Raw genomic sequence first — 4528 nt, 5'->3', positions numbered from 1 at the left:
GATGAAAAGAAGATGCTGGAAGACGTCCGCACCGGCGCGACGATTTCCCTGAAAGACGGACATGGCGATTTCATTCAGGCGAATAAAAATGCTTATGAAAACCGTCGTCCGATCACATTGAAAGGCGAATAATAAACGGCGATCCTCCGCCATATACTTTATTACTCCATCAAATTCTGATGGGCGCTAAATTGTAAACATAGAAAAAGGAAAATCTGAAACACGATTTTCCTTTTTTCCTTTATTTAGAACGAAGGAGATCGGCCACGAGCATACCGCTTTCCAGCTGCACGCCGATCAGGCTGCGGATCGGTACGACGGAATAATCGATATCGTTTTCCAACTCCGCCGCTAACTTGTCGAAACCAGCCTGCGCCTGTTCCAGCGCGGTCTTGGCCAGCTGCGGATCAATATCGGTGTGCTCGATCGCGTAGTTGATCGCGCGCACGCTCAAGCCCCAGCTCAGCAGTGTGTAGAAACGCGTGATATCGAGGCAGTCGAAGGCCTCCGATTCCTTGCACGGCTGCTGGTAAGCTTCCGTCTTTTTATAATAATCAATCTGCGCCTGCGTGGACGCGTCGTTTTTATCCACGGAAAGCAAAACGATCTTCGGGAACGGATTATCCTCTGTCAGCCACGGCTTAACCGGTTTTAGGATCTTGCCGATCTGTTCAATCTGATCATGATTGACCTGCTCGCCCTTGATCGCTGCTTCCGCGCGGGTGAACGGCATGATCGTGTCCGAAACAATTTTGCGGGAGAAGAAATAAGGCAGCTCGGCGACCAGCGTGTAGGTGCCGTATTGAGAAGCGTAATCGTCGGAGCTGGTGCCGCAGCTCATCATCGCTTCCGGATGTTCCATGCTTTGCTCATAGTAATCGTAAGAATCTTTGGAACCCGTCATTTTGTAGCATGCCGGAGCGTATTGCGTGACGTAAACCATTTCCGGTTCGCCCAGATTCAGCGGGACATTCTGCTTTTCCGCCGCTTTGTAGAAACCGTCCCATAAGCTTGGCTCATCGCCGGATACATACCAATATGCGCCGCCGAAGCCGGCATTGTGCAGCGAATACATGAATTCCGGTTTCACGCGGTCGATGATGTTCATCAGCACCTGAGTTTCCGGAATCGGCGTTGTCCAGCTGTAATTTTTGTAGGTGAACGGGAACGTCCATTCCGCCTGTTCCGAACCGACCGGACGGAAGAAATTCCGGGCGTAATTGGTAATCGTAAACGGCCCCTTGAACCAACCTTCATTCAGTTTTGTGCCGTCGACGTCGATGCTTTTGATCAGATACCAGGTATAACCCAGTTCGCGGCGCAGCGCTTCATCTTCGCATAAACGGCGTGAGAAATATTCCAGCATCATCGCGCCCATTGGTTCGTTCGGATGCGGACAGCCGAACATAAAGGCGTTCTTCGGGCCGTCACCGATCTTCAGGCAGTAGATCGGGTGACCGCCGCGGGATGTCCCCTCTTGCGTGACCGTGACCAGATCCGGATAGTCTTCGGCCAGCTTCAGAGTGCTGGCGTCCATTTCATCCACGGTCAAAAAATGGTCGTAGGCCGGGATTTCGTCGATTAGTTTTTTAAAGTCCATGCTTTGTTTCTCCTTTCAGCAAGTAGATTCATTTTATCATGAGCGGTTCCTTTTGGGCGGCGCTTTCTGAAAAAAGAATGCTGAAAATGCGAAAAAGATCTTTTCCCGCTTGTAACAATTTTCAATCTGCGGATTTACAGAATCGTCAATACCGCGCCCAGCGCCGCGGCGTAAGGCGCGTGATCGGGGATCAGAAAGTTCACGTTATAGATCCGGCTCATCCTATCATAAAGCGGTTTGGCCTGCGGCAAGACAGCCAGCGCACCGGTCAGCACAATCGTTCGGGTTGTGTCCTGACGTACTGCCAGAATTGCCATGACGCCGATCGTTTCGAGAATCATATTGATGAGTCCGGCAGCCTGGTCTGCGGCGCTGCCCCGAGCGTCCAGCTTTCCGAAATTCGCGGCGGTCAGATCGGAATTCAGCGTCTGCATCGTATCGCGGGTCAGATCGCCGACCTTCAGATCGACATTCGCGGAATGACCGGAGAGCGACAGCTGGATAAAATCCGCGGTTTCCATTCCGGTTAGCCGCAGCGCCAGCCCCGCCAGCGTGCCGCCTCCGACACCGGTGCCGCCGATATGTCGGATCCGGGCATGATCCGCCCGGATTAGCGCTGTTCCGGTGCCCATACTGACAGCCAGAATATCTTGCTGACACGATAAAGCTTGCGCACCCTGGCCCACAGCTTGCATTTCGTCGATTTTTAATGGCTCTTTTCCAATCACCGGGCCTTCGATAAAAGAACTCCCGACACCGGTCATCGCCATGCTTTCCACTTCTTCCTCATCCCTTCCCTGTGTTTTTAAAAAGGCATGAACCGCGGCGGTCAGCGCTGCGGATGTGCGGATCAATGGACATTGGGTTTCAGCGAGAAGCTTGCCGTGAGGATCGCAGAGCAGCAATTTTGTAGCGGACCCTCCCAGATCTGCGCCTAAATATATTTTCATAAAGATCTTCATCCTTTCTGCGGGCGTATGAATAAGTTAGTTATACCGTGATCGGAATGATTCCGCAATCATTTTATCTCTCTATAAATAAGGAAAGAGATCATTCGTGAATTCCGTTCAAAGTTAGAATGAATTAAAAACTTTCCCCATTGAAAATGGGATATCTAACCGTTTTATAACCACCCCTTGATAGAATGAGGGTGTCTTGGAGGTGAACAGTATGCGGAAAGGGTTAATTCTTAGTTTGATGGCAATGTTGTTGGTGATGAGTCCAATACGAATATTAGCGGATTCAGCGACACCGGAGCCGGAAACTGAACAAATTGAAGATGAAGAAACACCGCAGGCTGCCCGCAGAAATCAGGATTCTGCGCTCCTCTTTGCTTTCCTTGCTGCCGGCATCCTGGTGATTGCGGCTGCATTCAAAACAAAGAATCAGAATCTCAGCTTGTTTGTCGATCAAGTGGATTCCAATGGAGACGGCAGTTACACAGTCACCTGGGGTTATAAGAATCCCAAGCATTCCAAGATCCAATACGACAAGGAGGAAGCTGGTTTAAAAGTAAAACGGGGAACTGCGATCGTCCTGAAGAAAGCAGAGCCGACAGTGTTTGAACCGGGAATCCACAAAGACGCTATCATTACGGTCATTAACGACGAAACTGAAATCGAATGGATTGCAGGAAATCAGAAGATCGGCGTTAATGGAAAAATGATCAAAGATAGAAAGGAGGAACGAGAATGAAGATTAAGAACAGGTTTGACAGAGTATTAAAGATGCTGACCGTCTTCGCGATGACGTTGTCCTGCTTTACGGATATGCCGATTCGGGTTGTAGCGGAAAGCTTTGATGTCGATTCTGTAATCAGCATTGAATCACACAACAACGGGACCGATGCGAATGATAGCGAAGCGAGCTTAGCTGTAAGCGTTACTGTCAATGGTCAGACAGTAACAGCGCCGAAATCAGTCGCACCGGGCACCCTGACCGTAAGAGCCAACGAAGGTTATGAAATTGATTCAATGATTTTGGACGGTACGGAATTCAATGAATCCACAGACGTCCAGGCAGGGGAACATTCTCTTAACATCACGGCTCATTCAACAGCTTCTCAGAGTAATGAATCTGAAGAAATCCAACAGCCGGATCCGACGGTGGAACCTACACCGACGATTACTCCTGATCCAACACCGGAGGTAACGGCTACACCGGAGGTGACGAATACCCCGGATGTAACGGAAGAACCAACGGATCCAACTGCTAATAAATATCAATTGGCAATTTCTCATATCTTAAAAACGAATATTGGAAATTATATTCGTGTTGAAATTATTGATTTGAGTGATGAAGATTTTGTCAATAACATTTATGTTGCGGAAAATTGTGAATTTGTTCGTGAAGGAATAAAACTGGTAACTACAGAAAAAAGTATATCTAAAGAAAGCTTTGATGATGAGGGACAAGCAAATATAGTATTTAATTACGAAATTGCAGATGGTTATGAATTGATTATGCCCAAAATCAACACGCGATCTATTTATGTGGGTGAACTAACAGAAGATAATCCTGGAATTATACCGACAGAAGATAAACTGGTAGTTACAGTAAAATTTAGTTATGAAACTGGAGCTATGGCCCTAAATTCATACACTTTCGAAACAACGCGTAACGAAAATAATGAATTTTTGGTTGATTACGAAATTCCTGCTATCGAAGGGTACACGGCTGAGTTACTCGATGAAAGCAATTTCCAATTCACAGATAATCACATTACAGGAGTGTTTGCTGAAAAAGGTAATTTGTCTGCGGAAATTATATATAAGGCGAATCCGATTAATTATACAGTGAAACATTTCTTTGAAAATGATAATGGTGAATATATAGAAAATAAGGAATTAGCTGAAACTAAATTAGGTAATTTTGGCGAATTAACCGATGCACAATCATTATCCGTAGCGGGATATACACCTCAAAGCA

The 4528-nt window shown here is 47.2% G+C and carries 3 protein-coding genes and 1 pseudogene; 2 read left to right on the top strand and 2 right to left on the bottom strand.

Translation table 11 applies throughout. The features are described 5' to 3' along the window. Window positions 1-241: 241 nt before the first annotated feature. Together HOLDEFILI_RS11600 and HOLDEFILI_RS11595 are read right to left on the bottom strand one after the other, a co-directional pair. Window positions 242-1600 carry a M14 family zinc carboxypeptidase gene (locus HOLDEFILI_RS11600; protein ID WP_006059902.1) on the bottom strand — a complete coding sequence of 453 codons (1359 nt, stop codon included), beginning with the start codon at window positions 1598-1600 and terminating at the stop codon, window positions 242-244. A gap of 134 nt (window positions 1601-1734) precedes the next feature. Then, window positions 1735-2550, bottom strand: coding sequence for a BadF/BadG/BcrA/BcrD ATPase family protein (locus HOLDEFILI_RS11595; protein WP_039864834.1), 816 nt, complete (start codon window positions 2548-2550; stop codon window positions 1735-1737). A gap of 220 nt (window positions 2551-2770) precedes the next feature. On the opposite strand from HOLDEFILI_RS11595, the gene HOLDEFILI_RS11590 reads away from it, so the two are divergent. Together HOLDEFILI_RS11590 and HOLDEFILI_RS19805 are read left to right on the top strand one after the other, a co-directional pair. After that, entirely contained in the window at window positions 2771-3295 is a 525-nt protein-coding gene (locus HOLDEFILI_RS11590; protein ID WP_006059899.1) for a hypothetical protein, read from the top strand. Continuing rightward, window positions 3292-4528 (top strand): annotated as a pseudogene (locus HOLDEFILI_RS19805) (hypothetical protein); the annotation flags it as partial. The gene HOLDEFILI_RS11590 and the pseudogene HOLDEFILI_RS19805, both read left to right, overlap by 4 nt.

Origin of the sequence: Holdemania filiformis DSM 12042, from assembly GCF_000157995.1 — a bacterium.
GTDB classification, from domain to species: domain Bacteria; phylum Bacillota_I; class Bacilli_A; order Erysipelotrichales; family Erysipelotrichaceae; genus Holdemania; species Holdemania filiformis.
This window is presented reverse-complemented; position numbering and strand designations above follow the sequence as displayed.